Source organism: Streptacidiphilus sp. P02-A3a (assembly GCF_014084105.1).
In the GTDB taxonomy this organism is placed as follows: domain Bacteria; phylum Actinomycetota; class Actinomycetes; order Streptomycetales; family Streptomycetaceae; genus Streptacidiphilus.
Genome location: NZ_CP048289.1, coordinates 5,375,172 through 5,399,484, shown reverse-complemented (window position 1 = coordinate 5,399,484; position 24,313 = coordinate 5,375,172). Strand labels below are relative to the sequence as shown.

The window sequence follows — 24,313 nt, the reverse complement described above, 5'->3', positions numbered from 1 at the left end:
TCAGGGCGTGCCGGGCCCGCTGAAGGCGGGCCCGTCGCGGAAATGGCCGCGGCAGGCGTCCGCGAAGGCCTCCGCGCGCCGGGTGGGCCGCACCGAGCGGGCCCGCGCCAGCACCACCGGCAGCGACGGCAGCTCCTGCGCCGACTCGCTGTCCAGCTCCAGTACCGCCACCCGGCCGCCGTCGTAGGTGAGGTCGTGTGCCGGGCGCTGGTTGAGGATCGCGAATCCGCGCCCGGCCGCCACCATCGCCCGTACCATCTCGAAACTGGTGCTGCGGTGCGCCACCGTCGGCTCCTGGCCGGTCAGCGCCACCAGCGCGGCGAAGTACTCGCGGCTGTGCGGCAGGTCCAGCAGCACCATCGGCTCCGGCGCGAGCAGCCGCAGCGGCACCCGGCCCATCGCGGCCAGCGGGTGCCCGGCGCCGACTATCGCGTACGGGCGGGCCTGCGCCAGCCGCTCCACCTCCAGCTCGTCGGACAGCCCCAGGTCGTACAGCAGCGCCAGCTCGCAGCGCCCCGCCAGCAGCGCCGCCTGCAACGACGCCGTCTCGTCCTCCAGCAGCCGCACCGACACGCCCGGGTGCCGCTCCGCGAAACCCGAGAGCAGCGCGGGCAGGACGAACGGCGCCAGGGTCACGAAACAGCCCACCGACAGCTGCCCGACCAGCGAGCCGCCCAGCCCCTGCGCCCCGGCGGCCAGATCCGCCGCCTGCGCCAGCAGTTCCCGCGCCTCGCTGAGGAAGCGCTCGCCCGAGGGGGTCAGCGACAGGCCCTTGGCGTGGTGCCGCACCAGCAGCTGCACCTTGAACTCCCGCTCCAGGTGCGCGACCGCCGAGGACACCGCGGATTGGGCGACCACCAGCTCGCGGGAGGCGGCGGTCATGCTCCGCAGCTCGGCGGCGGCCACGAAATAGCGCAGCTGCACCAGGGTGAAGTTCATCCCCAGAGCCTATGCCGGACGGTCTTGATGAAGCAGTGAATCAGTGCTTCACTTCTTGGCATGGCCTACCGGAGGACAGCAGCCGTGCAAGCCCGGCTCGACGCCCAGCGTGAGACGGTGCTCGCCGCCGCGACCGAACTGCTCGCCGAACGCGGCTACGCCGCCTGCTCGGTCGCCGCCGTCGCGGACCGCGCCGGGATCGCCACCGGCAGCGTGTACCGGTCGTTCCCGAGCAAGGCCGAGCTGGTCGCCGAGCTGTTCCGCTCGGTGGTCGGCCGCGAGGTCGCCGCGGTCCGTGCCGCCGCCGCCTTCGAGGGTGACCTGCACGCCCAGGTCGCCTCGGTGATCGGCACCTTCGCCGGGCGGGCCCTGGGCGCGCCGCGGCTGGCCTACGCCCTGCTCGCCGAACCGGTGGACCCGGAGGTGGAGGCCGAGCGGCTGGTGTTCCGCCGGGCCTTCCGCGACGTGATCGCCGACCGGATCGCCGAGGGGGTGGCCGCCGGGCGGCTGCCCGCACAGGATCCGGAGCTGACCGCCGCGCTGCTGGTCGGCGGCGTCGGCGAGGCCCTGGTCGGTCCCCTGGCCGACGGCCGTGCCCCGGCCGACCTGATTCCGGCCCTGATCTCCTTCGCGCTGCGCGCGCTCGGCGGCACGCCGCCGCCCGTGTCCAGCTGACGGTCGACGAGCTGACGGCCCACGAGTTAGCGGCCCACAAGTAGAAACTGGAGCAGTACCGTGCCAGACACCCCATCCGCTGTCGCCCTCCCACCCGCCGACACCCGCGCGGCCCGCGAGCAGAACGCCGAGCGGCTGCTGCGGGCCTCCGCCAGGCACTCGCACGACCCGCTGACCGAGGTCGACTGGGACGCGCCGATCGACCCGGACCTGTTCGCCCTACCCGCCCACCGGGTCTCGCTCTACGGGACGGACCTGTGGCGTGAAATGACGCCCCGTCAGCAGGCCCGGCTGAGCGTGTACGAGCTCGCCAGCGTCACCTCCGCCGGGATCTGGTTCGAGCTGGTACTGATGGACGGTCTGGTCCGGCACGTCTACGACAGTGATCTGACGACCCGTCACGGCCAGTACGCGCTGACCGAGGTGGCCGACGAGTGCCGCCACTCGACGATGTTCGCCAAGTACATCGCCCGTACCGGCTATCCCTCGGCCCGCCCCTCGCGCCGCGCCTCGCGGCTCGGCAAACTGCACATGCTGCTCAACGACACCACGATGACCTTCGCCGGGGCGATATTCGTCGAGGAGTACACCGACGCGATGCAGCGGGAGATGATCCGCGACGAGAGCCTGCAACCGCTCGCCCGTTCCGTGGCGCGGATCCACGTGATCGAGGAGGCCCGCCACATCGGCTACGCCAAGCCGGAGTTGGAGCGCCGCTGGGCGCGGATGGGCCCGGCCGGGCGGGCGCTGTTCCGGCAGGCCCTGGCGGTGCTCGCGGTCCAGTCGGTGAACGAGACCATCCACCCGCGGGTCTACTCGCTGGTCGGACTCGACCCCCGGCAGGCCCGGGCGGCCGCCGCGGGCAATCCCGAGTGGCGGGCCGCCAAGGCCGACTGGGCCCGCAAGGCGGTCGCCTTCTTCACCGACCTCGGGATGATCGACTCCCGATCCGCGCCGATGTGGCGGCGGGCCGCCCTGCTGCCCTGAGCCCGGGTCGCCCCGGGCGTGTCCGTCAGTTCACGAAGACGTTGGCGCCACCGGCCGTGGTGTCGATGACCGGGCTGTAGGCCGCGGTCAGGAAGCCGTTGGGGGTGGTGCCGCAGGCCGGGAGCGGTCCGCTGACCAGGTTGAACTGCTGGTTGACGAAGCGCCAGGGGGAGGACCCCAGGGCGGTGTTGCCGGTCAGCGGGCCCGGCGCCTGGTACGTGCAGACCACGCTCGGTGCCGCGGTGGTGGCCAGCGTCACGGTGATCTGCAACGGGCCCGAGGTCGGCAGCAGTTGCAGCGGGAACGCGCCCACCCCGGTGACCTGGAGTGTCTGCGGCAGGCCGGAGACGGCCACCCCGGTCACCGCGGTCACCGTCGGCGAGTTGTCGGTGCAGGCCGATATGGTCAGCGGGTTGAGCAGCCGGATCACCGCCGGCCCGGGCAGCGGCGGGTTGGCCAGCAACTGGCCGCCCCAGACCGACTGCTGGCAGAACAGGCCCTGGCCGCCGCTGGGCGTGCTGGTCAGGCTGAGCGTGGTGCCGGGGGTGAGCGAGGAGGTGAGCAGGTCACCGGGGTTGGCGGCGGGGCCGCCGAGCGCGGACAGCGACAGGACCGGGGTCGCCGCGGCGGACGGGGCGGCGTGGGCCGTCCCGGTCATGCCGACGGTGGCCAGGGCGCAGGCGAGGAGAGCGGGCAGGGAGTAGCGGAGGGAGCGCATGGGTGGTCGTCCTTCCTGGGTGGCGGTGCTGCGAATCACCCGCCCCGGCGTCCAGGCAGGGCAATCGGCCTGAGCGTACAAGCACACACCCACCTCCGACCCGATGCTTACCGGACAATCGGGTCGGCTCCGGTTTCGGCACGGTCACCCGTGCCGATGCCCCCGGATCCGGTCGGCCGACGGGCCCGCTTCGAGCGGCGGGACCAGCCGGAAAGGCCCTGTGGATCAGGGCGGCCGGGTCGGTCGACCGGGTCGGTCGGCTGGGTCAGCGTCCCCGGTGGCCGCTGTGCGCGGCGGTCCAGCGGTGGCGCGGGGTGTGCCACCGGTGGGTGCCCGCGTCCGAGTGCTGGGTCTGCGAGGTGCTGCCGGTGGCGACCGTCGTGGCCGTGGTGGTGGCCGCCGTGGTGGTGGCGGTCGCGGGCGTGCCGGTGCTGGCGGGCGCCGGGGTGCCGCTGGCGGTACCGGTGATGTTGTCGTAGCGCAGCGGCGTGTAGTCGCTGGTGGGCCAGCCGTCCAGGGAGCTGGCGTCGAGGTTGCCCTGGTAGCTGTTGGTCAGCTGGCTCGGGTTGTTCTCGGCGTAGTAGGTGAAGGTCCCGGCGGACTGGTCGACCCAGCCGCCGAAGAGGATCACGTGCTCCGCGGTGTAGTCGAGGGCGTCGCCGGGTTGCAGCTGGGAGCTGTCGATCGGGGTGGAGACCTCGGGCAGGGTCTGGGTGACCATGCTGGAGCTGAGGTTCCAGGCCATGGAGACGTAGCCGGAGCAGTCCTCACGGTACGAGCCGTTGCTGTCCGTGTAGTACGCGCCCTGGTTGTAGGGCACGTCCTCGCTCACCCAGCTCTGGGCGCGCTGGATGACCTGGTCCCGGGTGATGGTGCCGCCGGTGGTGGTCGCGGCCTGGGCAGGGGAGGCGGCGAGCACGCAGGAGGCGGCGATGGTGGTCCCGAGGACGCCGGTCAGGCACCGGCGAAGGGAGGGCAGGTGGATGGGCATGGATGACTCCAGGATGTTCCGGGGGGGGAGAGGTGGTGCGGGGGATCAACCGAGCTGCCGGGCGACGGCGGAGAGCAGCGCCTGGTCGGCTCGGGTGCTGTAGGGGGCGGTGTGGCTCGCGGCCCACTGGTCGAAGTGGACGACCGCCAGCGTGCTGCCGACCTGGACCGTGTAGAGGTGGTCGGTCTGCGGCCCGGCGGCCGACAGGCCCTCGACGCCGGTCCACTGCCGCGACCAGGCGGCGCCCTGGGGGGTTGAGGCGGTCCGGGCCACCCGCGCGTCGACGACGACGTGGGACGTCGACTGGAGCGTCCGGGAGGTGCTCTGGCAGGCGTCCATCTGAGCCGCCAGGCCCTGTTCGGCGGCGTGTGCCGCGGCACTGCTGGGAAAGCTGAACACGTCCTGCTCGGCAGGTGTCCCGTAGGCGCCGGCGTAGGCCAGCTGCTGCCAGGTGGTGGCGCCGTGCACGGTGGCGCACTCGTTGACCTGTACACCTCGCCCGGACACCGGCTGGGCCCTCGCCGGAGCGATGGCCTGCCACTTCTCGGTGGCCCCGTCCGGCAGCTGGGCCGCCGAGAGCCGGGCAGCGGAGACCGGGGCCGGTGCCGTGGCGGGGGCGGTGGACGGGGGCGCCGAGGCGCCGCCCAGGACCGCGGTCGTGGCGCTGTGGGCGGTGCTTCCGCAACCGCCGACGCCCAGCGCGGCGGCCACGGCGACGAGGACGCCGATGGCGGCTCGGCGGGCGGGAACGATCGACGAACGTATGGAGCCGGGCATAGGCGGAGCCTCCGGTGCGGCGCGTACGGGCATGGCTGACCCACGCGTGGCGGGAGCGGGCAGGGCGAGGCCGTCGTGGGAAGGGGATTCCCCCGGCCCGGTCGGCAGGCAGGGGACGGCGGTGACACCGCGGGTTCGTGTCAGGTTTTCCTGACTGGACACGGTCGTCCTCGGGGCGAGGCGGAATGTCGTGTTCCGGATTCTTATTCGCTGCCTCGCGGACTGTCAAGCCGCCATTTTGTTCGCTTTACATGGGTAAATAGCTATATCCGAGATACTCTCTATTATGTCCCATTTATATAGCTGAGGTATGAAATATAACTTCCGCCCGGACTGCACCGCTTCCGGCCGCGTGGCACGGCGCGCGGTCAGCGGGTGCGGAAGGTCAGCCCGAGATCGTGCGACACGGTGTCGAGGACCGAGCCCTGGTGGACGAGGAAGTGGCGGCCGGGGGCGGAGAGCAGCACCCCGCCGCAGCCGACGCGGCTCACGACCGCGGTGGCGGACGGTGCCTTCGGGTGCCCGGCGGAGTAGAAGTCGAGCTCCAGGTGGCTGCCGTTGGAGGGCGGGCACGGCACGGCACCCGTTCCGTACCCCAGGGCGTTCAACTCGTGGGCGACGAGCGCCACCCTGCTCCGGTCGGTGACCGTGGCGAGTTGTCGCCCGGGCCCCGTCGGGCCGGGGCAGCACCCGCGCCCCGACGGCGGAAGGAACGCGATGACGTGGATCGAGACCACGTCGTCGGGGATCAGCGAGGCCGGGCCGGAGGCGGGGCGGGTCGCCGCCACGGCGGCGGCGGAGGAGTCGGCCGTGCCCGCCCGCGCCGAGCCGCAGGCGGCCAGCAGGACGGCGGCCGCGCAGAGCGCGGCGGCGGTGGAGGCGTTCCTGAGCAGCTTTCCCGACCCGGTCATGCCGTTCTGACGCGGCGACGGCCGAACGGGTTCCACCGGGGGCCCGCCCCCGCCGGTGACAGCCGTCCTGGCTGGGTATCAGTGCGTGCCCGTGGCGGCGGTGATCAGCATGAACGCGCTCTGGGCCGAGGTCGGGCCGTTCCTTGAGCCGATGGCGGAGAGCGCGTTGTAGTCGCCGACGATCAGGACGCCGTCGGCCTCCCCGGCGAAGTACGGCAGGCCGCCGGTGTCGAACGGATGCAGCGGCAGGGATCCCAGGTGTCGGCCGGTCGCGCTGTACGACTCCACGGTGACCGCGTCGCCGACCTCGCCGCGGACGATGACCCGGACGATCCCACCAGGGGCGATCGCGACGTCGAGGACCTGCGCGAAGACTCGCGCGGTGCCGAGGTTCCGGGTCCAGGCCAGGGCGCCGTCGGAGGCCCGGTAGATCGCGACCGAGGTGGCCGTGTCGTAGGGCACGAAGGCCAGCAGTCCACTGCCCGCGGCCCTGTGACCCGCGTTGAACGGGAAGGTGTACCCGGGCGCCCCGGTGGTTGCCGACAGCAGCCGGGCGTCCTCCCCGACATTGCCGTTCAGCGGCAGTTGCAGGTAGTCGCCGGTACCGGTGGGCAGCAGCGCCTCACCGTGCAGGCCTCGCAGTGCGGCGACCGGAACCCCGGTCGCCGTGTCGAGCACCTGCTCGGCCGTCAGGTCGCCGTAGGGACACGTGGTCCACAGGGCCAGTTGTGCGTCGCCGTCACCGGACGCGGCGGGCGACGGCGCCATCTGCTGGACCGGGCAGCTGTCGGGCAGGCGGTACGTCCAGGCCCGCTTCCCGTCCGCCGCGTCGAAGGCGGTGACCGCCGACGCGGACGCCAGCGCGATCCGCGCCGTCCCGTCGGCCGTGGTGAAGCCCTCCATCGTCGTGTCGACGCCGTCCGGCTCGTCGTCCCAGCTCCCGGACGGCGGCAGCGGGGCGCTGGTGTCCCAGTGCCTGCCGGTGCGGGCGTCGACGAAGGAGAGTCGGCCGTCGCTCCACAGCACGGCGGCGTAGCGGTCGCCGGCGGCGCCGACGGAGACCACCGTCGGACGGCCGGGACGCGACAGCCGCCACACCACGGCGGAGGTGGCGGGCGACACCGCGCTCACCCCGTCCCCGTGACGCTCGACCAGCAGCCCGGCGACGACCACCGGGTCGGTGCCGAAGCCGGACCGGACCGGCCCCGCGACCAGCGGCGCGGAGGCCTCCGCCGGAAACGGGCCGTGCGGTCCCGAGACCGACTCGAACGGTGCCAGCCACCAGGCGCCCGCGCCCAGACCCGCCACCACCAGTACCGCGACGGCCGCGCCCACCGCGACCGCCCGCACCCGGCGGGCCCGGCGCGAGCGCGGCGGCCGCCGCTCCTCCTGGTCCGGCCGTTCTTCCTGCTCCGGCTGCTCCTCCTGGTCCGGCTGCTCCTCGGCTCCCGCGCCTGCGGCCCACTCGTCCATGTCCGTCGTCCCCCGGAGATGTGTACCGGCCCGCCGTTGCGGCCGACTGTAAAGCGGCTCATCGTACTGCCGGGGTCCGCGGGGCCGAGGAAAAGCGGTTGCCTGCGGCAGCGGGTGGGTCGACTATGACGGGGTGTCGGATCTGCTTGAGCGCGTGACCGCCTTCCGCGCCGCCTTCGCCCGTCGTCAGGCCGCTGAAATCGTCGAGTTACCCGGGGCCTTCGCGGTTCGCGACCCGGACTTCTCCCGCTCCCAGGAGCACAACCAACTGATCGTCGAGACCCCGGACGCCGACCCGGCAGCCCTGCCCGGGCTGGCCGTGCGGGGCCTCGGGACGCGTCGGCAGTACCGGATCACGGTGCTCGACGAGGCGCTCGGCGCGCGAGCCACCCCGGTACTGGCGGCGGCCGGCTACAGCAGGGACACCGAGCTGGTCCTGGCCAGGGAGACCGCCGGCTGCGCGCCGCCCGAACCCGCCGCGCACCAGGTCGAGCTGGCCGAGCTGCGAACGGCGGTGTTCCGCCAGCAGCTGGAGTGGAGCCCGAACGAGGACCTCGCCCGGGAGCTCACCGAGCGCCGCACCGCCCGGTTGCGCGGCGCCGAGAAGGTGCTCTTCCTGGCCACCCGGACGCCGGACGGGGAGATCGCGGCCTGGACCGACCTCTACCTCGATCCCGTCGCCGGGCTGGCCCAGTTGGAGGACCTGGTCACCGCCACGCCGCACCATCGGCAGGGCCACGGCGACACCCTGCTCGCGACCGGCCTGGCGCTGGCCGCCGCCGCCGGGATCCCGTGGCTCTTCCTCACCGCGGACCTGGAGGACTGGCCGCGCGAGTGGTACGCCCGCCGGGGCTTCACCAGGCTCGGCCTCAGTCACTCCTTCCTCCACCGCTGACGGGGAGGCTCAACCGGGGCTCACCGCCGAGCACCCCGGGCCGCTGGGCGACGTGGGGGCGGGCTGGGTGAGGCCCGCGCGCAGGGCGTAGAGGGCGGCCTGGGTACGGTCGGCCGCGCCGATCTTCGGGAAGATGGCACTGAGGTGGTTCTTGACGGTCTTCTCGGAGATGGCGAGGTCTCTGGCGATCCGCCGGTTCGTCAGACCCTGCGCGACCAGTCGTAGCACACCTAACTGACGCAGCGTCAATGATCTTGCTGTTAATGCCTTCTGACGGCTCACCGGCGGAACCCCGCTGTGCCGCGCGGGCGCCCAGGTCCGCGCGGCGTAGAGGGCGGCCTGGGTGCGGTCGGCCGCGCCGATCTTGGGGAAGATGGCGCTGAGGTGGTTCTTGACGGTCTTCTCGGAGATGGCGAGGTCCTTGGCGATCCGCCGGTTCGTCAGACCCTGTGCCACCAGCCGCAGCACACCCAGTTCGCGTGGCGTCAACGTGGTCGGCCACGCTGTTCGCGCGGTCGGCTGACGGAGGGGGTCCATATGTGCTCCTTCGCTGGACGATCGTCATGACAAAGACCGTGGGTGTAAGGAAGATCCGCACATCGGTAAAGGCTGCCGGGGGAACGGGACGGCTCGATTTCTCATCCGTGCCGTGGACGGGCTCCATGAATCGCCAGGGGAATTCCAGGGCCGCACGTGGGAGTCCCCGCCGATGCTAGAAACTACGCGTGCGCGGGGGTTTCCGTCAACCGCCGCCGTGGGCGTGGTGATCCCGGAATCCGCCGGGCGCGCCCCCGACCGTTCCCGGGTGGCTCCGCCAGGGATTCCCGGCGAACTCCGCGGAAACACCACCGTCAGGCGGGGGCCGAATGGGAGGATTTCCCAGGTGCGTCGGGCCCCGGCGGCGGCCCACGGTCGCTAGGGTGGTCGGCGATGTGCGCCGACAGGCGCGTCGGACAGCCGGGACACGGAGGCGGACAGGTGCCGGAGCAGACCACGCACGACTGGACGACGCTGAGCGTCGGACTGGTGCTCACCGCGAAGCGCGAGATCCTGGCCGAGGACATCGCCGCGTTCGGCGAACTGGTCGGCGACCAGGGGCAGCACCACCTGCCCGGCGCCGAACGGACCATGGCGCACGGCCTGCTGACCGCCTCGCTCGCCACCAGGATCGGCGGCGAACTCGACTTCATCGCCCGCCGGATGGGGTGGGAGTTCCTCAGGCCGGTCTGGGAGGGCGACACGATCACCGCCGAGGTGACGGTCCGCTCCCTGCGCGAGGCCCGCTCGGGCACCGGCGTCGAGTTCGACATCGTGATCCTGAACCAGGACGGCGAGGCGGTGCTGCGCGGCGAGTGCTCCGGCGTCATCCGCCACGACCCCGAACCCGGCTCCGCCCCGGGATCCGCGCCTACCGCGGCGACCGGAACGGCGACCGGGGCGGCACCGGACCCGGTCGGGCACTGAGGGCGCGGAGCACCGCGGCGGGTGTGGTCCGCCGCAGTCCGAAGGTGCCCCCGGCCGGGGCGCACAGCGCGGCGACGCGCACCCCGCCGTCGGCGCCCGGCCAGCGGCGCAGCCACAGCCGCAGGTCGGGCAGGCCCGGTCCGGGCCCAAGGACCCACAACTCTCCCGGCGGGCGGCGGACCAGCCGGTAGTCCCGCAGCCGCAGCGAGGGCGCCAGGTACGCCTTGAGCGCCGCCTCCTTGCAGGTCACCAGGTCGGTGGCCCACTGCCCGGGCTCCCCCCGGCGGGGCACCGCCGCCTCGTCCCCGGCGGCCAGCAGCCGGGGCAGCAGCACCTCGTTGCGTGGGTCCACCGGCTCCAGGTCGACGCCGATCCACGGACCGGCCCCGGCCGCCGCGACCGCGCACAGGCTGGTCTCCGCCGTGTGCGCCAGCGACACGGTCACCGGTACGGCGGCCCCGGACCGGTCGAGTACCCGGGGCGCCCCGTGCGGTCCGGCCGGGAGCAGCTGGACGTCGGCGCGACCGGTCGCCCAGCGGACCGCCGCCTTCGCGGTCAGCCGGGCGCGGACCCACTCCACCCGGCGCGGACCGCCGAGCCCGGCCGCGTGCGCACGCTCCCGGTCGCCGAGCAGCCGCTCGGGCACCTCGACGCCCGCCCAGTCGCAGCCCACCACCAGGGGCTCCGCAGCTGTCCGGCGGACCGGCGCACCGGGCGGGGGCACCGGACCGGCTGGAGTCAATGAACGCCCCGTACGGCCTGGACGAAGGAAGCCAGGTCGTCCACCGAGGCCTCACCCGGCGCGTCCGCGAACCCCCGGACCAGCCGGACCAGGGCCTCGTAGGCCTCGGTGTGGTCGTACGAGGTCGCGTCGGCGACCCGCAGCGACCAGCGCCAGTAGCCCTTCATGGTGTCGGCCAGGGGCATCCGGAACGTCGCTATCACCTCCTTCAGCCCGGGGACCGCGGCCGCGCCGTCCCTGGCCACGTACGCGCCCACCAGGTTGGCGTAGAAGGCGAAGTGCCGCGCCTCGTCCCGGGCCAGCCGCCCCAGCAGGTCGCGGAGCAGCGGATCCGCCACCGTCTCGCGGAACCGCTGGTAGAAGAGCTGGGTCGCCTTCTCCTGAACCAGGGTGTACGCGAAGGACTGCACCGGATGCTCGTACGGCAGGGTGAAGGCCTTGCGGCCCTCCTCCGCCAGGTCGGCCAGCAGCTGCTCCCTGGTGCTCATCCCCGCCTCGACCTGGTAGCGCGCCAGGGCCGAGGCGTGCCGCTCCTCGTCGTGGGCCCAGGCGACCAGGAAGCGGAAGTACTCGCGGTTGAAGCCGAACCGCTCCAGCTCCAGCTGCGCGCCGACGACCGGGAAGGCGGTGAGGAAGTGCGACAGGTAGCCGGGGATGTGGTCCTCGACCAGGGTGATGAAGCGGACCGCCGAGCGGTCGACCTCGGTCAGGGTCTCCGGGCGCAGGGAGGCCCAGTCCAGGTCGCCCAGCGTCCAGGCCCGCTCGTCGGCGCGGGTCACCGCCTGGTCCACCAGGGCGTGCATCTCGACGGTCGGCAGCAGCTCCGGCAGCCGCTCCGAACCCGCGGTCGGCGGCCCCGCGGTCGGCGCGCTCACGCGGGGAGCGCCTTCGCGGACAGCCGGGCCTTGACCGCGGTCAGCGCGTAGTGCTTGGTGGTGTAGCCCCAACCGGCGTTGGCCGTCCGCAGGTAGCGCAGCAGCGACTCCGCCGTGCCCGGGGCCACGGCCTCGATCCGCTCCCGGTTCAGCAGCGCCCGGCGTTCCCACTCCTCGATCGTGCGCTGGTAGTGCGCGGTCAGGTCGTCCATCGCCTCCAGGCTGAAGCCCGCGCTCTCGGTCGCCTCGACCAGCGTGGAGAACGGGACCATGTCGGCGAAGCCGAAGGTGGTCTCGGTGACGTGCCTGGTGCCCGGGCGGTCGTTGAACTCCCGGTACGTCTCCGCGTTGCGGAAGCAGCTCTCGGAGAGGTAGAGCCGTCCCCCTCGCCGGAGCAGGCCGTGCGCCTTGCGCAGCACCTCGGTCCGGTCCGGCATGTGCACGATGGAGCCGAGCATCGTCACGGCGTCGTAGCCGCCGGTCATCGGCAGGGCGGAGAACGAGCCGACCCGGACCTCGACCAGGTCGCCGATCCCGGCGGCCCCGGCCTGCTCGCGGATGTAGCCCGCCTGCGGCCGGGAGGGGGTGACGCCGGTGACGGAGCAGCCGTACTCCCGCGCCATGAACAGGGTCAGGCTGCCCCAGCCGCAGCCGATGTCGAGCAGCCGCTCGCCGCCGGTCAGCGCGAGCCGGTCGGCGACGAACTCCAGCTTGGCGGTCTGTGCCTGCTCCAGGGTGCAGCCGGGGGTCCGGTAGAGGCCCGAGCTGTACTTCATCCGGGTGTCGAGGAACGCCGCGAAGTACTCGGGCGGCAGTTCGTAGTGCTGGTTGGTGGCCCGCCTGGCCTCTTCCGGAGCGAGCGAGGGCATGGTCACTCGCCGCCCGCGAGCTGGGCCAGGACCAGGTCGGCGAGCTCCCCGGGGGTGCGCACCCGGAAGATGTCCTCGTCCTCGAACTCGACGTCGTACACCCGTTCCACCTGGGCGACGACCCGCAGCAGCCGGACCGAGTCGGATCCGGGCAGTTGCTTGAGCACGGTGTCCGGCTCGACCTGGGAGAGGTCGACGCCGAGTTCCTTGGCGACCTGGCCGCGGACCTCGTCGAGGACGGAGGCCGCGTCGGCGGCGGGGCTCTGGTCAAAGGACGGGGACATGGTCATCCAATCGCATGGTCGAAGTAGTGGGCGAGCCGGTCGCGGTCCTGGGGTCCGAGCTCCAGGTGGTCCTCGGCCTGCGGTGAGCTGATCGGCTGATAGGAGGCGGTCGCCATGACGTGCGCCTGCCCGTCGGGGCCCAGCACGTCGGCCTCGGTGTGCAGCAGGCCGTTGCCCTCGCGGCTGATCCGGGCCAGGGCCCGGTAGGGGTGGCCGGTGCGCAGCGGGCGCAGGAACTTGGTGCGCAGGGTGACCGAGAACGCCAGCAGGCCGCGGTCCAGCGCGATCAGGTCGCCCATCAGCTCGTCCACCAGTACCCCGACGATGCCGCCGTGCACGACGCCGGGGTAGGAGGCGTAGTCCTCGCTGAAGGTCGCCTCGGCGGCCAGCCGCCCGTCGTCCAGCCGGTGCATCTCCAGGGCCAGGCCGATGGGGTTGCGCGGGGAGCAGCCGAAGCAGCGGAACCGGGGCTCGCGCAGCCAGGGCAGTTCGACCGGTTCCGGCGCGGTCACGAGGCCGCGCCCGGAGTCGCCGGAACGTCGGCCAGAGCGCGCCGGATGTCGCGGAGCCGGGTGATCGGACGGCCGGTCAGCTCGGCGAGGGTGGCGAACAGCCGGGCGGTGACCCGGTCCCATTCGCTGCCGTCGTCGACCTCGCCGAAGTAGCGGAAGACCTCGTCGATGGTGACGTGCCCCTCCAGCTCCGGCAGATCGCTCTTGAACCGGCTGACCGGGTGCTGGTAGCGGCCGTTCGGGTCGGCCAGGTAGATGTAGAAGGTCTCCAGCACCGACGCCAGCTCGTGCGGGAAGCCGACCAGGCGGCGGGCGGTGTAGTGGATGAACTCGCGGGCGTGGCGGGCCTCGTCGCCGCTGGCCCGGCGCATGATCTTCGCGATCACCGGCTCCTCGGCGACCCGGCTGACGCACTTGTACATGTGGTTGGTGGCGATCTCGGAGATGATGTTGGTGGCCAGCGTCGCGGACGGGGTGGTCCCCGGCGGGTACGGCGCGCGCATGGCGTTGATCTGCTCGTACCCGACGTCCGTACCGGCCAGCCGCAACCACTTCTTGAACGCCAGGTGGTGCTGTAACTCCTGGTAGCCCCAGAGGCAGACGAAGGCGGAGAAGTCGTAGTCGTCGACGAACTCGTTCAGGAAGCCGTGCTGTGCGGCGATCGAGTTCGACTCGCCCATCACCGCGCCCATGGCGAAGGCGACGTACTCGGGGCGCACCAGGTCGGGGCGGAAGTCGTCCCAGGGGATGTCGCTCAGCTCCCAGGAGGCGCTCTGGTACGCGGGGAAGACGTCGTAGCTGTGCAGCGGTTCGGCGTCGAGGTCGCGGGCTTGGTCGAGTCCGTGCGGTGTGGTCATGCGGTCCGCCTTCGTTCGGTGCGTCGGTTGCTGTGGTGCCGTCGGTTGCCCTCGGCGCCGGGGGTCAGCGCCGGTCGGGCGCGGCGTCCGGCCCGGGTCCGGCGGCAGACTCGCCCGACAGCCGCTGCCGGGTCAGCGCCCGCTGCCACTTGCCGCTGGTGGTCCGGGTGATCCAGCGCGGCTTGACGACATGGACCCGGACGTCGGAGAAGTCCAGCTCCTCCTCGACCCGGGCGCCGATCACCGCCGCGAGGGCGTCCGCGCTCACCGCGCGCGGATCGGCCTCGACCACGACCCGCACCACCTCGCGGCCGTCGGCCTCGGTGTCGGAGAAGGCCACGCACCGCTGCCGGTAGATGCCGGGGACCTCGCGGGCGACGGCCTCGATGTCGTCCGGGAAGAAGTTCTGGCCGCGGACGATGACCATCTCCTTGGTCCGGCCGGTGACGAACAGCCGGCCGTCGTCCTGGAAGCCGGTGTCGCCGGTGCGGAACCAGCGGCCGTCGAAGGCGGCGGCGGTGGCCTCGGGGTTGCCGTAGTAGCCGCTGGTGACGGCCGGTCCGGCGATCTGGATCCCGCCCAGTTCCCCCGGCCCGCACAGCCGCCCGTCCTCGGTCACCAGCCGCAGCTCCAGGCCGTGCACCGGGCGGCCGACCGACACCACGGCCTTCGCCCCCCGCGCCCCCTCGGCGACAGCCACCACCCGTCCCCGGCCGGCCAGTTCACCCCGGTCGACGTACACGGTGCGGACCGGTTCGCCGGGCTGCGGGAAGCTGATGCCCAAGGTCGCCTCGGCCATGCCGTAGACCGGGTACATCACGCTCGGGTCGACCCCGGCCGGGGCCAGCTCGCGGGTGAACCGGGCGGTGGTGGCGGCGCTGACCGGTTCCGCCCCGTTGAACGCCAGCCGCCAGGCGGACAGGTCCAGCGAGGCGATCAGTTCCGGGGTGGCGGCGTCCAGGATCTGGTCGTAGGAGAAGTTCGGGCCGGTGATCACCGTGCCGTGGTGCTCGGCGAAGTAGCGCAGCAGCCCAGCGGGCCGCCGCAGGAACGCGATCGGGCTGAACACGTGCACGTCCGAGCCGTTCAGCAGGTGCGAGAACAGCCCGATCAGGCCCATGTCGTGGAAGGTGGGCACCCACTGCATGAAGACGTCGTCCGGGCTGAAGCCACCGGAGACGACGCAGGCCCGCAGCCCGGCGGCCATGGTGGCCTGGGTCAGCTGGACGCCCTTGGGATCGCTGGTGCTGCCCGAGGTGAACTGCACCACCGACAGGGCCCGGGGATCCACGGCGGGAAGGGCGTCGGCGCTGCCGCCCCTGGCGGCGGCGGGATCGATCAGCACCAGACCGGGCAGCGATTCGAGGAGCAGCTTCCCCAGTCCGGCGAATGCCTCGCCGAGCACCAGGTGCCCGATGCCAGCGCTGCGCAGGACCCGGGCCAGACGGCGCGCGGTCCCCGACTCGTCGCCGAAACCGGCCGGTGCCGGCAGCACCGAGCACGCCGCGCCGGTTCGCTGCACACCGCAGAAGGCCACCAGGAAGCGCGCGTCGGTGGGCAGCAGCAGCCCCACCACGGATCCGGGTCCCACTCCGTGCTCCAGCAGCGCCAGGGCGCTGCGCAACGAGGCTTCGTCCAGCTCACGGGCGGTCAGCCGCTCCTCGGTGCCGGGGAACACGGCGGCGGCGTCGGGGGAGGCCCGGACGTGGTTCGCCAGGCACTCGGTCAGGGTCTCGCCGGTCAGGAGAGCGGGCCGCAAGGTGTGCTTCCTCTCGTCGCGGATCGTCGCGTCGTACCGGTGCGGCATCGGTGAGGGGCCTCGGCGCTGAGGGCGGGTCCTCGACGGTGGGCGGGACGGAGCGGCCGTGGCGCCGCGAGGACACTCGCTCGGGGCCGGGCTCCGGTCACGCGGGTTCAGGCTGCACTCATGGCGGAAAGGCTGCCCTATTTCCCAGTTCGCAACAATAGGACGGAAGTCCCAGAATAACCGGCGAAAGACGGCATGATGACTGATACTCCGGACAGACTGGACCTTTCGGTCCCACCGGAATCCACCGGCCGCCGGTGAATTCAGGGGGATATCCGCGGGAATTCGTAACAGCCCGTCATATCGAACGGGTAGGGTGATCGACGTCCCGGAGGAAGGACCGCACCATGCCGCGCACGCTCACCCTCGCCGACGTCGACGCCCTGGCCGCCGAAGCCCACGCCGGGCAGGTCGACCGGATCGGCGTCCCCTACGTCGAGCACGTCCGCGCCGTCGCCCGCGGCCTCGCCCCCTTCGGTGCGGGCCTGCAGATGGCCGGACTGCTGCACGACGTGCTGGAGGACACCGGCACCACCGCGCCCGCGCTGCTGGCCGCGGGGGTGCCGCCGACGGTCGTCGACATCGTCCAGCGGGTGACCAACCGCCCGGGCGTGCCCTACCGGGACATGCTCCGCTCGGCCGCCGAGCACTACGCGGCCTGCCTCCTCAAGATCTCCGACAACGCCGACAACAGCGACCCGTCGCGGACCGCCCAGCTGCCCCCGGACACCGCCGAGCGCCTCGCCGCCAAGTACGCCCAGGCCCGTACCGTCCTGTGGCCGGCCGTCCCGTACGAGGACACCGCCGCCGTCCTCCGCATCGTCAACCCCACCCTCCTCACCGAACTGGGCTCCGTGCACGGACGAAGCGAGTAGGTTGGGGGTCCAGTACACGTCGCGGTCAGTTTCCGAGCCGAGGGGGCAGCCGTTGAGCGCGTCGCTCGACCCCACGCGCCGGGCGCGGGAGTGGCTGCGTGGCATGTACGGTCGGGTGGCGGAGCTCGCGTCCGACCAGCCGGTGGCGGAGACCGGGCAGGCCTGGTGGTTCGGCGTCCGGGTGCTGCCGCAGCCCGGCTATCCGAGCACCGCGATGCTCAACGCCTCACTGATCGTCCCCAAGGACGGCGCCCCGCCGTTCCATCCGGCGAACGCCGACCCCTGGGGTGACGTCGGCGACCTGGCGGCGGACCCCCGGCCGCGGGTCCGCGAGCGGTGGAGCGCGCGGGCCAACGCGCGCGGTTGCGTGGTGTCCGTGGACGCCACGCTCAACGGTGGACAGGCGACGGCCCTGCCGTGGCAGCCCGCGCACGAGGCTCCCGGTTGGTGGGGCCGTCTGCTGCGCCGCCACTTCACCGGGGCGGACATCGCCGTCTGCGCCGACTGGAACGAGGTGATCGCCAAGGTCGACGCGGGCGGCGCCGACACCCGGGGGGTGCTCTGGGTGCGCCGGGAACTGGGCGGGCAGGAGGCCACCGGGCACCTGCTCTACGCCCTCAACGACGGGAACCGGGTGCTGCTGCTGGACGGCCAGACGGGTGGACTGGCCCGGCTGGACGCCGCCGGGATCCGTAAGCTCACCCTCGCCCGCTTCCATCGCCCACGGGGCGTGACGCCCCCGGCCCGGCCCGTCCCCGAGTGGCGCCTACCCGCCCCCGATCTCGCCGCGGCCGTGCGCAAGGCCGGTGGTTGGCTGCACGAGGCGTACCGGGGGCAGGCGGCCCTGGTCGCGCCCGGCGTCGAGGACGACCTCGGCCGGGGCTGGCTGTTCGCCTGCAACAGCCGCGCGCTGCTGGCCGGTGGTGACTGGTGGCAGGGGATGCTGGACTGCGCCGTGGTGGTGCCCAAGGACGACGGCGCGCCCTTCGGGCTGCCGAACACCGATCCGTGGGGCTGGCTGCAACGGTGGTGCGCGGGTGGGACTCCCGGAACCGCGGGGCTGGAGCCGCCCCCGGCGCCGGGGGAGGCGGCGTGGTTCCAGCCGACCCTGAGCACCCTCGGGCCGGTCCTGGACAGCGCGGTGTTCGGCGACTGGCCCAGCGCGCTGAGCCTGCTGGCCCGGACCCCGGTCGGCGTGAGGTCCCTGGTCTGGCTGCGTCGGCGGGACCGCCGCGGCCGGGAGACCGTGGGCCGCCTGCTGACCGCCGCCCAGACCGAGTTGGGCCTGGTCCTGCTGGACCCGATGCGGGAGGGGCCGGCCGAACTCGACACCGAGGGGGTACTCGCCGTTCACCTCATCCGGTACCGCTGAGGGCGACCCGTCGTCAGGGCCTGGCCAGGGCGGCGTCGGCGATGGCGAGGATGAGGCTGTTGTAGGTGGCGTTCTCGTCGGTCGGGGTGAAGCCGTAGGTCAGCACGCGCTGCAGGTCGGCGGTGGCGAAGGTGCCGTCGGTGTAGCCCGGGCGGGAGCCGGTCTTGCCCCAGAGGGTCACCCCGTCGATGGTCGCCCGCTCCAGGCCCATGCCGAAGCAGGCCTGCCCGGGGTCGTTCACCTGGCACTGGTCGGTGCCCAGGTAGGGCACGTCGGGGACGGTCATCAGGTCCCGCCGTTCGGCCGCCGGCAGCAGGCGGCCGTCCAGCAGAGCGGTCATCAGCGTGTTGAGATCCCCGGCGGACGAGATCATGCCGCCCTCGGCCCACGGGTACGGGCTCTGCTCGGTGACGTCCACCGGTGCCGCGGTGCTATTCTGACTGATACTCAGATATCCGTCCAGGTGCGGCCCCTGGATCCGGTAGTCGGTCGGGGCCGGGACGCTGGTGTCGCGCAGGCGCAGCGGACGCAGGACGCGCTCGGTGACCTCGTCGGCGTAGGAGTGTCCGGTCACCTTCTCGACGAGCATCCCGAGCAGGTAGTAGTTCACGCCGTTGTACTGCTGCTCGGTGCCCGGGGCGAAGCTCATCGGCTGACCGTCGATGGACGCCACCATCTGTGCGGGCGTGGGGTGTTCGAAGCGGTCGGCGACGAACAGCGCGGGATCGCCCTCGCCGTCGCCGGCGGTGGCGCCGGGCAGGCCGCTGGTGTGGTCGAGCAGTTCGGCGACGGTGATCGGCGGAATGCCGCCCGGCAGCACACCGGGCAGGTAGTGCTGGATGGTCCGGTCCAGCGTCACCCGGTGCTCGGCGACCAGTTGCAGGACCACGGCGGCGGTGAAGACCTTGGTGACGCTGCCGATCCGGAACCGCGCTTCAGCGGACGCCGGTTGTCCGGTGGCCAGGTCGGCCGAGCCCGAGGCGCCCCGCCAACTGCCCGCCGAGCCGGTGATGTTGATGACCGCGCTGACCACCCGCTGGTTCGGCAGCCCGCTGATCGCCTGCCGCAGGGCGGTCGGGTCCACCGGGGGCAGCCGGTCGGCGGCGGACTGCGTCACCCTCGCGCGCCCCTCGGCGAGGGCGACCGCGGGCAGCACGCCGGTCAGCGCCAGCGACCCGGCGGTCAGCGCGACCAGGGTGCGCAGCCGGACCGGGCGGCGAGGCGGAAGTGAGGTGTGCGGCATGGGAGTCCCCCTGGATCGTCCTCGGGCGAGCTGTTCGCCCGGGACGAGTCTTCCGTGGATCACCGCGTGGATCACTGGCGCAGGCAACCCGGTCGGGGGTGGTGCGGGGTGCACCCCGCACCTGCACCACGCTTCCGGGTCACCTCCCGTTGGACGGACAGGTAGCCCTCCGGCTGCCCCGGGGCCTCCAGGTAGGTGCGGTAGTAGTCCCGGTCCCAGAACCGGCCGCGCCGGGCGACGCGCCAGGCCGGCCGCTCCAGGCTCCAGGTCGGCGCGGTGGTCCGGCGCCCGTGCAGGACGGAGCGGCCGGTGGCCGGATCGGTGCTGCGGGCGGCCAGCAGCACGCCGTGGCAGATGGCGGCCACCGGCAGGTCGCGCCGGAAGGCGCTCTCCAGGTACCGGCGCATCCCCCGGGCCCGGTGGCCGCCGGGCAGGTACAGCCCCTGGAACCGGTCCAGGTCGACCGCGTCCCAGCGCTGCGGATCCGCCCGGTGGGCACGGTCGCCCTGGCGGTCCGGCCGGATCCCGCGGCGTGTCCGGCTCCGGTCCTGGTCAACCCGGGTGGACCCGCCCGCCGAGGTGTCTCCGGGGTCGCCGGCAGGCGACGAAGAGGCCGCCAGGAGGTGACAAAGCAGACAAATTTCCAGGTCCCGGCCGCCCGCGCGGCGGACAGCGGTCCAGACCGTTACCCAGGAGGTGCAGGCGGCAACCGTCGGGCGGCGCATACTGGTGCTAATGACGAAGCCGGGAGTTACCAAGCGCGTTCTGCCCACCAGTCCATTCAAGGAGGCGGTCGCCCCGCCATGCCAACGGTTCGCCGTGGGGGATCGGGTCACACATGATACGTACGGCCTCGGCCGGGTCACCGCGGTCGAGGAAGGTATCGCTGTCATCGTCGACTTCGGCGCGATGCAGCAGCGGATCGCGAGTCCTTACACCAGGATGACCGGTCTTTGAAGTCCGTGAGCCGTCCCCGGCAGGCACAGCGCCTGCGGGGGACGGCTCTCGGCGTGCTCCGGCCCGGCGGTCGCCCGCGCCGGTGCGGCGGCTGGTCGGACCGTCGCTGATCGGACAGGGTAACCATCGGACCATTCACTCGTTGGGCAGAACGCGGCACCGCCGATTCCGCTGTTCCCGGTGCGGCGCTGCCAGCAGGCCGACGAGGAGATCCTGACAGATGGTCCGTGAGACCCCTCCGGTGTCCGGCGCGGTCGCCGGGCCCGGCGCCGCCGCCCCGGGCGGGGCCCGGCGACCGGCCCGGCCGGTGGCCGAGGCGGAGTCCGTGCTGGTGCTGCACTACGGCAGGCTGGTGCGGCTGGCCTACGCGCTGCTCCCGGCCACCGCCAACCGGCACCGCCGGGTCCTCGCCGCCCACGCCCTGGTCCAGCGGTCCCTGCCCGGGGGCCTGCCCGGGCTGCGGCCCCGGGCGGAGAGCCACCCCGCGCCCCCGCCGCCCCGGGAGCCGGTGGACGAGCCGGTCCGCTTCGCCGGGGCCGACCCGGTCTACCGCCGACTGCGGCAGCGCGTGCTGGCAGCGGGGCTGCGGGCCCGGCCGCGACGGCTGCCGCCGCCCCCGTACGTCTGGGGCCTGCGGCTGTTCACCCTCAGCGGCGGGGCCGGCGAGCTCGCCCTGGACCGCGCGCTCGCCGGGACCACCGCGCCCGAACGGGCCGCGTACGCGCTGCTGGCGCTGGAGCGGCTGAGCCCGGCCGCCGCCGCGCCGCTGCTGCGTGCGGCCGGGGTACGCGATCCGGAGGCCGCCCTGGGCACGGCCGCGGTGCTGCTCGCCGCCCACCCGGCGGACGCGCCGAACGGCGCCCGCTTCGATTCGGCCACGGTGCAGGCCCGGCCGACCGACCTGCTGCGCCGCCGACGGCGGCTGCGGACGGCGGCGGGGACCGCCGCGGCCGCCCTGGTCGCGGCCCTCGCACTGACCGTCCCCGGTGGGTCACCCGGCGTACCGGCCGGTGCCGACGTCGAGGCGACCGGCACGGTGACCGCGGCCGACCTGGTCCGGGTCCCGGCCGACGCCTGGCAGGACACCGCCCGGCTGGACTTCACCGCCTGGGCCGCCCGGGGTGACGCCACCGGGGACCGCGCGCTGCTCACCGCGGCCCTGGCCGCCTGGACGGCGCCGGCCCGCGACGGCTCGGTGCTGCTGACCGCCGACCCCGGCGCCGCCGCCGCGGCCCCGGGGGTCCCGCCGCGGCTGCTGTGGGCCGGGCACCTGGACGGCGCGGCCGTGGTCCTGTTCGACGACGGCACCAGGCTGGCCCGCTACACCCGTCCGGACCATCCGGACGCGTCCGATCCGGTACGGCTGGAGCTGTCCCGCAGCGACGACTCGGACGTGACCTCGGCCGGTGCGGTGCTGCTGCGCTCGGGACCGGCGGGCGACCGCTTCCTGCTCGCCCCGTGGGTGGCCACCGCGCAACTGCGCGACCTGCGCGCGCCGAACACCCCGGCCCGGGGCGTCAGCGCCGCCGAGGGGGTCACCCCGGCGCTGCCCGCGCCGCCCGCGAGCGGCTGCGGGAGCTGGCCGGTGCTGCAACTGCGGTCGTCCCCGGTGGTCGCCGAACACCACGCCTTCCTGCTCACCGACCTCGGCGGGATCACCGCCGCGCACCTGACCTACACCCCGCCGCCGCAGCGCGGACCGGCCGAGTCGCCGCGGGAGGCGACCGGTCCGGACGCGCTGCTCACCTGGGCCCGGCTGGTCTGCACCCTGCCCGCGCTGCGCGGGCAGGACGTCAAGCAGGTCAACGCCTGGCAGTTCGCCCAGCAGCCGCTGCCGGAGCACCAGGGCGCGGCCGACTGGGTCTGCACCCGGGCCGACCACTGGGACGGCACCGGCTCGGCCGCCACCCTGTTCCTGCCGCCCGCGGCCGTCGGCGCTCCGGGGCTGACCACCGCCGTCCAGCCGCAGGGGCGCGCGTGCAGCCGCTTCCAGCAGTCCGTGCTCGGCTGGACCTGGTGGCGGTCGCCGCAGGGCGGGCATCCGTACCTGCTCGCGGCGGGCAGCCGCCGGGTCACCCGGATCAGTACCGGCGGCACGCTGCCCAGCGGCGACGCGGCCACCCCGGGGCACACCCTGACGCTGGCCGTCACGCCGCGTGCCGGTGCGGTCCTCGGTGCCCGGCTGGACACCGGACAGCAGGTCCGCCCGCTGACGCAGGAGGCGGCGGACAACTGAGGCCGGGCCTGATCGGATGATCAGCCCAGCTGCGCCCTCGCTGTACGAATCCGCCGGAATCTGACCGCAGTTGCACCGCAGTTGCACCCCGCCGCTTCGGAAAGACGTTTCTGCGATGAGGCCGTCGGCTTCGGGGGTACGGTCGGCGAATCCTGCCCGGTCCGGCTGCCGCCGCCGGGCCCGGGGTTCCCACCAGCACGCCCGCCCCAGCGGAAGGACGCTCCCGTGAAGTTCCCTCCACTGCGTACCGCCTTCGCCCGCTCCCGAGCAGCGGTCCCCCGAGCAGCGGTCCCCCGGGCAGCGGTCCCCGGGGAGACCGCCCCCGACGCGGTCCGGTCCGCCGCGCAGGCCTTCCTGCTCCAGTTCGCCCGGGAGAACCCCGGGGTGGACGGGATCGAGCGGCGGCTGCGGGAGGTCCGGGCGGAGATCGGCGCCACCGGTACGTACCAGCACACCGCGCCGGAGCTGACCTTCGGGGCGCGGGTCGCCTGGCGCAACGCGGCCCGCTGCATCGGGCGGCTCTACTGGAACAGCATGACCGTGCGCGACCTGCGGCACCTGCGTACCTCCGACGAGGTCGCCGAGGAGTGCGTCGAGCATCTGCGGCTGGCCACCAACGGCGGCCGGATCCGCCCGCTGATCAGCGTGTTCGCGCCGGACCGGCCGGACCGGCGGACCACCCGGCTGCTGAACGAGCAGCTGATCCGCTACGCCGACGACCCGCGCAGCCGCCAACGCACGGCGCTGGCCCGGGAACTGGGCTGGAAGGGCGGGGACAAGGACTTCGACGTGCTGCCGCTGCTGACCCAGACCGCACCCGGCCGCAAACCCCGGTTCCACGAACTGCCGGAGCAGGCGGTGCTGGAGATACCGCTGACCCATCCGCACCAGCCCCGCTTCGCCGCACTCGGCCTGCGCTGGTACGCGGTGCCCGCGATCTGCGACATGTCGCTGGAGATCGGCGGCGTGAGCTACCCCACCGCGCCGTTCAACGGCTGGTACCTGGGCACCGAGATCGGCGCCCGCAACCTGGGCGACACCGACCGGTACGACCTGCTGCCCGCCGTCGCCGAGCTGTTCCAACTCGACACCGGCGACGACCGGACGCTGTGGAAGGACCGCGCCCTGGTCGAGCTCAACCTGGCCGTCCTGCACTCCTACCAGCGGGCCGGGGTGACCATGGCCGACCACCACACCGAGTCGGCGCGGTTCCTGAACCACATCGAGCGCGAGAACCGGCACGGCCGCTCGGTCGCCGCCGACTGGAGCTGGATCGTCCCGCCGATCTCCGCCTCGGCCACCCCGGTCTTCCACCGCTACTACGACCCGCCCGGCGGCCCGGAGCGGGGTCCCGCGTTCGTGCACAACCCGCGGCGCTGGGACCCGAGCTGACGGCTCCGGAGAGGTCGGGGGCACGGATCTCCGCCCCCGACTACTATGACCGTGGCCATTCAACTATTGTTGCCCCTCGGATCAAGGCAGGGGGGTTCACATGGACGCCGATCCGGCGCTGGCCGTGGTCGTCCTGGAGCACGGCAGCGTCGCCGAGGTCCTGCTCGCGGGCGAGCTCGACGTGGAGGCGGCCCCGCGACTGCGGGTGGCGGTCACCCAGATCCTGATCGACCCGCAGGTACGGCGGATCGACGTCGACGTGTCCCTGGTGAACTTCTGCGACTCCAGCGGACTGACCGCGCTGATCCGGGCCCGGGTGCAGGCCCGTGGCTTCGGCGTGCCGCTGTGCCTGGTCCGGGTCGGGCCCCGGCTGCGGCGGTTGCTGCGGCTGACCGGACTGTGGGACGTCCTCGACTGCACCGGAGTCGAGGACGTCCCCTAGCCGTTCCGTCGGCTGGTACC

General features: G+C 73.4%; 26 protein-coding genes. 10 read left to right on the top strand and 16 right to left on the bottom strand.

Annotated elements, in window-relative coordinates; translation table 11 throughout:
- Positions 1-939, bottom strand: a complete 939-nt coding sequence (locus GXP74_RS23295) for a LysR substrate-binding domain-containing protein (protein WP_182453187.1) — start codon at positions 937-939, stop codon at positions 1-3.
- A 60-nt stretch (positions 940-999) separates the two neighbouring features.
- On the opposite strand from GXP74_RS23295, the gene GXP74_RS23290 reads away from it, so the two are divergent.
- Together GXP74_RS23290 and GXP74_RS23285 are read left to right on the top strand one after the other, a co-directional pair.
- Positions 1,000-1,614 carry a TetR/AcrR family transcriptional regulator gene (locus GXP74_RS23290; RefSeq protein ID WP_182453186.1) on the top strand — a complete coding sequence of 205 codons (615 nt, stop codon included), beginning with the start codon at positions 1,000-1,002 and terminating at the stop codon, positions 1,612-1,614.
- A 60-nt stretch (positions 1,615-1,674) separates the two neighbouring features.
- The gene (locus tag GXP74_RS23285; RefSeq protein WP_182453185.1) at positions 1,675-2,601 is read left to right on the top strand and encodes a diiron oxygenase; all 927 of its coding nucleotides are present in this window, start codon (positions 1,675-1,677) and stop codon (positions 2,599-2,601) included.
- A 25-nt stretch (positions 2,602-2,626) separates the two neighbouring features.
- On the opposite strand, the gene GXP74_RS23280 is transcribed toward GXP74_RS23285, so the two are convergent.
- The 5 genes from GXP74_RS23280 to GXP74_RS23260 form a co-directional block, all read right to left on the bottom strand.
- Positions 2,627-3,319: a Tat pathway signal sequence domain protein gene (locus tag GXP74_RS23280; RefSeq protein WP_182453184.1), complete on the bottom strand. Its 693-nt coding sequence runs from the start codon at positions 3,317-3,319 to the stop codon at positions 2,627-2,629.
- A 265-nt stretch (positions 3,320-3,584) separates the two neighbouring features.
- A complete protein-coding gene (locus GXP74_RS23275; RefSeq protein WP_182453183.1) occupies positions 3,585-4,310 on the bottom strand; it encodes a hypothetical protein in 726 nt (241 codons plus the stop codon).
- Positions 4,311-4,355: 45 nt separating this feature from the next.
- A complete protein-coding gene (locus GXP74_RS23270; protein WP_182453182.1) occupies positions 4,356-5,087 on the bottom strand; it encodes a hypothetical protein in 732 nt (243 codons plus the stop codon).
- 368 nt (positions 5,088-5,455) lie between these two features.
- A complete protein-coding gene (locus GXP74_RS23265; protein WP_182453181.1) occupies positions 5,456-5,998 on the bottom strand; it encodes a hypothetical protein in 543 nt (180 codons plus the stop codon).
- A gap of 78 nt (positions 5,999-6,076) precedes the next feature.
- Positions 6,077-7,471 carry a PQQ-binding-like beta-propeller repeat protein gene (locus GXP74_RS23260; protein ID WP_182453180.1) on the bottom strand — a complete coding sequence of 465 codons (1,395 nt, stop codon included), beginning with the start codon at positions 7,469-7,471 and terminating at the stop codon, positions 6,077-6,079.
- 133 nt (positions 7,472-7,604) lie between these two features.
- Between GXP74_RS23260 and GXP74_RS23255 the strand changes: the two genes are divergently transcribed.
- Complete coding sequence (locus GXP74_RS23255; RefSeq protein WP_182453179.1) at positions 7,605-8,366, top strand: GNAT family N-acetyltransferase; 762 nt, start codon at positions 7,605-7,607, stop codon at positions 8,364-8,366.
- Positions 8,367-8,375: 9 nt separating this feature from the next.
- Here GXP74_RS23255 and GXP74_RS23250 read toward each other — a convergent pair whose 3' ends face one another.
- Positions 8,376-8,903, bottom strand: coding sequence for a response regulator transcription factor (locus tag GXP74_RS23250; RefSeq protein ID WP_225448131.1), 528 nt, complete (start codon positions 8,901-8,903; stop codon positions 8,376-8,378).
- Between the two features lie 441 nt (positions 8,904-9,344).
- On the opposite strand from GXP74_RS23250, the gene GXP74_RS23245 reads away from it, so the two are divergent.
- Positions 9,345-9,830, top strand: a complete 486-nt coding sequence (locus tag GXP74_RS23245; protein ID WP_182453178.1) for an enoyl-CoA hydratase — start codon at positions 9,345-9,347, stop codon at positions 9,828-9,830.
- Here the strand turns inward: GXP74_RS23245 and GXP74_RS23240 are convergent.
- The 7 genes from GXP74_RS23240 to GXP74_RS23210 all read right to left on the bottom strand — a co-directional run bounded on the left by GXP74_RS23240 (position 9,775) and on the right by GXP74_RS23210 (position 15,728).
- Complete coding sequence (locus GXP74_RS23240; protein ID WP_182453177.1) at positions 9,775-10,506, bottom strand: 4'-phosphopantetheinyl transferase superfamily protein; 732 nt, start codon at positions 10,504-10,506, stop codon at positions 9,775-9,777. The genes GXP74_RS23245 and GXP74_RS23240 overlap by 56 nt on opposite strands.
- 62 nt (positions 10,507-10,568) lie before the next feature.
- Positions 10,569-11,447 (bottom strand): acyl-ACP desaturase, encoded by an 879-nt coding sequence (locus GXP74_RS23235; RefSeq protein ID WP_225448130.1) that lies wholly within the window; start codon positions 11,445-11,447, stop codon positions 10,569-10,571.
- Positions 11,444-12,316 carry a cyclopropane-fatty-acyl-phospholipid synthase family protein gene (locus GXP74_RS23230; protein WP_182453176.1) on the bottom strand — a complete coding sequence of 291 codons (873 nt, stop codon included), beginning with the start codon at positions 12,314-12,316 and terminating at the stop codon, positions 11,444-11,446. Before GXP74_RS23230 ends, GXP74_RS23235 begins: the two co-directional genes overlap by 4 nt.
- Positions 12,317-12,318: 2 nt before the next feature.
- On the bottom strand, positions 12,319-12,606 hold the full coding sequence (locus tag GXP74_RS23225; protein WP_182453175.1) for an acyl carrier protein: 288 nt from the start codon (positions 12,604-12,606) through the stop codon (positions 12,319-12,321).
- Positions 12,603-13,112: a PaaI family thioesterase gene (locus GXP74_RS23220; RefSeq protein WP_182456983.1), complete on the bottom strand. Its 510-nt coding sequence runs from the start codon at positions 13,110-13,112 to the stop codon at positions 12,603-12,605. The genes GXP74_RS23225 and GXP74_RS23220 overlap by 4 nt, the downstream gene beginning before the upstream one ends.
- Positions 13,109-13,969 (bottom strand): ferritin-like domain-containing protein, encoded by an 861-nt coding sequence (locus GXP74_RS23215; protein WP_225448129.1) that lies wholly within the window; start codon positions 13,967-13,969, stop codon positions 13,109-13,111. Before GXP74_RS23215 ends, GXP74_RS23220 begins: the two co-directional genes overlap by 4 nt.
- A 64-nt stretch (positions 13,970-14,033) precedes the next feature.
- Positions 14,034-15,728, bottom strand: a complete 1,695-nt coding sequence (locus tag GXP74_RS23210) for an AMP-binding protein (protein WP_182453174.1) — start codon at positions 15,726-15,728, stop codon at positions 14,034-14,036.
- A 395-nt stretch (positions 15,729-16,123) separates the two neighbouring features.
- Between GXP74_RS23210 and GXP74_RS23205 the strand changes: the two genes are divergently transcribed.
- A complete protein-coding gene (locus tag GXP74_RS23205; RefSeq protein WP_182453173.1) occupies positions 16,124-16,651 on the top strand; it encodes an HD domain-containing protein in 528 nt (175 codons plus the stop codon).
- Positions 16,652-16,703: 52 nt separating this feature from the next.
- The gene (locus GXP74_RS23200; RefSeq protein ID WP_225448128.1) at positions 16,704-18,023 is read left to right on the top strand and encodes a YrhB domain-containing protein; all 1,320 of its coding nucleotides are present in this window, start codon (positions 16,704-16,706) and stop codon (positions 18,021-18,023) included.
- A 13-nt stretch (positions 18,024-18,036) separates the two neighbouring features.
- Here GXP74_RS23200 and GXP74_RS23195 read toward each other — a convergent pair whose 3' ends face one another.
- Positions 18,037-19,266, bottom strand: a complete 1,230-nt coding sequence (locus GXP74_RS23195) for a serine hydrolase (RefSeq protein WP_182453172.1) — start codon at positions 19,264-19,266, stop codon at positions 18,037-18,039.
- Between the two features lie 71 nt (positions 19,267-19,337).
- Complete coding sequence (locus tag GXP74_RS40875) at positions 19,338-19,991, bottom strand: hypothetical protein (RefSeq protein ID WP_225448127.1); 654 nt, start codon at positions 19,989-19,991, stop codon at positions 19,338-19,340.
- A 10-nt stretch (positions 19,992-20,001) separates the two neighbouring features.
- Here GXP74_RS40875 and GXP74_RS23185 point away from each other — a divergent pair, with 10 nt between their 5' ends.
- The 4 genes from GXP74_RS23185 to GXP74_RS23170 all read left to right on the top strand — a co-directional run bounded on the left by GXP74_RS23185 (position 20,002) and on the right by GXP74_RS23170 (position 24,293).
- Positions 20,002-20,223 carry a hypothetical protein gene (locus tag GXP74_RS23185; RefSeq protein WP_182453171.1) on the top strand — a complete coding sequence of 74 codons (222 nt, stop codon included), beginning with the start codon at positions 20,002-20,004 and terminating at the stop codon, positions 20,221-20,223.
- A 220-nt stretch (positions 20,224-20,443) separates the two neighbouring features.
- Complete coding sequence (locus GXP74_RS23180; RefSeq protein WP_182453170.1) at positions 20,444-22,459, top strand: hypothetical protein; 2,016 nt, start codon at positions 20,444-20,446, stop codon at positions 22,457-22,459.
- A gap of 225 nt (positions 22,460-22,684) precedes the next feature.
- Entirely contained in the window at positions 22,685-23,851 is a 1,167-nt protein-coding gene (locus tag GXP74_RS23175) for a nitric oxide synthase oxygenase (protein ID WP_225448126.1), read from the top strand.
- Positions 23,852-23,951: 100 nt separating this feature from the next.
- A complete protein-coding gene (locus GXP74_RS23170) occupies positions 23,952-24,293 on the top strand; it encodes an STAS domain-containing protein (protein WP_182453169.1) in 342 nt (113 codons plus the stop codon).
- Positions 24,294-24,313: the final 20 nt, after the last annotated feature.

Coding starts and splice junctions, on each gene's coding strand:
- GXP74_RS23230 (WP_182453176.1), bottom strand. CDS start 12,316: ATGCCCTCGCTCGCTCCGGAAGAGGCCAGGCGGGCCACCAACCAGCAC.
- GXP74_RS23195 (WP_182453172.1), bottom strand. CDS start 19,266: ATGCCGCACACCTCACTTCCGCCTCGCCGCCCGGTCCGGCTGCGCACC.
- GXP74_RS40875 (WP_225448127.1), bottom strand. CDS start 19,991: ATGCGCCGCCCGACGGTTGCCGCCTGCACCTCCTGGGTAACGGTCTGG.
- GXP74_RS23170 (WP_182453169.1), top strand. CDS start 23,952: ATGGACGCCGATCCGGCGCTGGCCGTGGTCGTCCTGGAGCACGGCAGC.
- GXP74_RS23180 (WP_182453170.1), top strand. CDS start 20,444: ATGGTCCGTGAGACCCCTCCGGTGTCCGGCGCGGTCGCCGGGCCCGGC.
- GXP74_RS23205 (WP_182453173.1), top strand. CDS start 16,124: ATGCCGCGCACGCTCACCCTCGCCGACGTCGACGCCCTGGCCGCCGAA.
- GXP74_RS23295 (WP_182453187.1), bottom strand. CDS start 939: ATGAACTTCACCCTGGTGCAGCTGCGCTATTTCGTGGCCGCCGCCGAG.
- GXP74_RS23270 (WP_182453182.1), bottom strand. CDS start 5,087: ATGCCCGGCTCCATACGTTCGTCGATCGTTCCCGCCCGCCGAGCCGCC.
- GXP74_RS23280 (WP_182453184.1), bottom strand. CDS start 3,319: ATGCGCTCCCTCCGCTACTCCCTGCCCGCTCTCCTCGCCTGCGCCCTG.
- GXP74_RS23275 (WP_182453183.1), bottom strand. CDS start 4,310: ATGCCCATCCACCTGCCCTCCCTTCGCCGGTGCCTGACCGGCGTCCTC.
- GXP74_RS23290 (WP_182453186.1), top strand. CDS start 1,000: ATGGCCTACCGGAGGACAGCAGCCGTGCAAGCCCGGCTCGACGCCCAG.
- GXP74_RS23215 (WP_225448129.1), bottom strand. CDS start 13,969: ATGACCACACCGCACGGACTCGACCAAGCCCGCGACCTCGACGCCGAA.
- GXP74_RS23250 (WP_225448131.1), bottom strand. CDS start 8,903: ATGGACCCCCTCCGTCAGCCGACCGCGCGAACAGCGTGGCCGACCACG.
- GXP74_RS23225 (WP_182453175.1), bottom strand. CDS start 12,606: ATGACCATGTCCCCGTCCTTTGACCAGAGCCCCGCCGCCGACGCGGCC.
- GXP74_RS23185 (WP_182453171.1), top strand. CDS start 20,002: ATGACGAAGCCGGGAGTTACCAAGCGCGTTCTGCCCACCAGTCCATTC.
- GXP74_RS23265 (WP_182453181.1), bottom strand. CDS start 5,998: ATGACCGGGTCGGGAAAGCTGCTCAGGAACGCCTCCACCGCCGCCGCG.
- GXP74_RS23260 (WP_182453180.1), bottom strand. CDS start 7,471: ATGGACGAGTGGGCCGCAGGCGCGGGAGCCGAGGAGCAGCCGGACCAG.